This is a genomic window from Streptomyces sp. ADI96-02, from assembly GCF_003846185.1.
GTDB lineage: Bacteria > Actinomycetota > Actinomycetes > Streptomycetales > Streptomycetaceae > Streptomyces.
Genome location: NZ_ML123034.1, coordinates 671,964 through 674,044 on the forward strand (window position 1 = coordinate 671,964; position 2,081 = coordinate 674,044).

Sequence of the window (2,081 nt, forward strand, 5' to 3'; positions counted from 1 at the left end):
AAGGCGAAGGACGCGCCGGCGGACCACCAGATGCCGTCACGGGCCCAGGTCACGACGACCGACCCCAGAAACCCCGCACGGACGAAGGTGTCGCAGACGTCGTCGGCGTTCGACGAGATGGGCCGGCAGAAGCGCCTCGTCCAGGGCGGGGTGGAGACGACCACGCAGTACGGTCCGCACTCGATCCCGGTGCGGACGGAGACGAAGGACACGGCCACCGGCGCACGGCAGGTGGTGGAGAACACCCTGACCGGCGACGGGAAGGCCATCGCGAAGACCGTGACGAAGGCGGCCGAGGACGGTACGGGTGAGCCGCAGACGGTGTCCACGTCCGCGTTCGACTACCACGGTGGCGAGTTGGCGGGCGAGGTCGCGAAGACGACGGTCACCGGCGATCCCTCGGCCAAGGGCGGGGACCCGGGGGCCGCCGTCTCCAGCACGGAGTCGCAGGTGGAGCGGGACGGCGAGGGTGTCGGGCGGCGCACGGACGCGGTGACCGGCGCGGACGGTGTGACGACCACGACGGTGACCGACCTGGCCAGTGGCGCGACGCTGTCGGAGAAGACGGGCGATCTCGCCGAGTCGACGACCACGTACGACATCGCCGACCGTCCGATCGCGGCCACCGGGACCGACGGCACGGTCACGACCTTCTCGTACGGGAGGTGGTCCGGCGGCGCGTCGACGACGAGCACGCGGAAGTCGGACGGGTTCGCGTCGAAGTCGGTGTCCGATGAGCTGGGCCGCGACACGGCCACGCACTCCAACTACCGGCCGTCCGCGAACAGCGGGCAGGGCGGGATGCTTCCCGAAGGGCAGTGGCTTGAGACGTCCGCGGCCGAGTACGACCGGTTCGGCCGCCGGAGCGGAACCGTGGACGCGGGCGGGCGGCGGACCACGATCGAGTACGACGCGTGGGGCAAGCCGGCGAGGACGACCGGCCGGGACGGGACCGTCGTGCTCAGCGGTTACGACGACGTCGCGGGCACGACCACCAGCCGGACCGTGCCGTCCGGCAGCGACCGGCCCACCGTGACCGCCACCGAGACCCTGGACGATCAGGGTCGCCCGGTCACGTCCGAGACGGCGTTCGGCGACGGCACGCCGGGCAGCGTCGCGGAGAGCACACACGACGCCTTCGGCAAGCTCCGCCGCTCCGACTCCGACACCAGTCCGTTCATCGCCGAGCACTCCTACACTCCATCCGGTCTGCCCCGGTCCGACACTCTCACCCCCAAGACGACCGGGGGCGGTGCAGGCGATGCAGCTCAGGCGGATTACACCTTCGACGCGTTCGGGAACAAGACGCTCAAGAGGCTGTCGGAAAACGGGCAGTCCGCGGAGGGCTGGGGGTACGGCTTCGATGCCGCGGGCCGTACGAAGGACGTGTCGCTGCCCGGCGGCGGGGGAACCACGACGACGACGTACGACCGGACCCGAGGGCTGGTGGAATCGGTGGCCCTGCCGGACGGTTCGGTCGCCCACCAGCGGGCCGACCGTGCCGGCCGGGTGACCGAGTCATGGGTCTCGCCGAAGGCCGCCCCCGGCGAGCGACACGAGCATGTGCGCATGTCGTACGACCCGGTCACCGGGAAGAGGGCCGCGGTGTGGTTCGCCGATGCCGAGTCCTCCTCGAAGATCACGTTCACGTACCACCCGGACGGCACGCTGAAGGAGCAGGCCGACCCGGGCGGGAAGAAGACCGCGTACACCTACACCGACGACGGACGGCCGGCGACCGTCACCGATCACACCGGAGCGGTCACGTCCTACACCTACGACCAGAAGACCGGCCGGATGAGGACCGCCGTCCAGACCCGAGACGGGAAGACGCTGGCGGAGGTGTCCTACACCTTCGGTCCCGAAGGCCGACTGACCGGGATCGATCGTGGCAACGGCGCGGCGAGCGCCTACACCTTCAACGACGCGGGTCTGCCGACCGGCGAGAAGCACACCGCGCCCGGCGGCAGGGTCATCGCCGAGCACGCCTACACCTACACGGCCCGGCACAAGCTCGCGACCGGCATCACGGTCATCGACGGTCAGAAGACCGCGACCGCCTACTCCTACGACACCGAGGA

1 protein-coding gene is annotated in these 2,081 nt (G+C 70.6%); it reads left to right on the plus strand.

Annotation, left to right across the window (positions count from 1 at the left end):
* Nucleotides 1-2,081: RHS repeat protein (locus tag EES43_RS30485; RefSeq protein ID WP_164493108.1), on the plus strand; the 2,081-nt coding region annotated here is incomplete at both ends.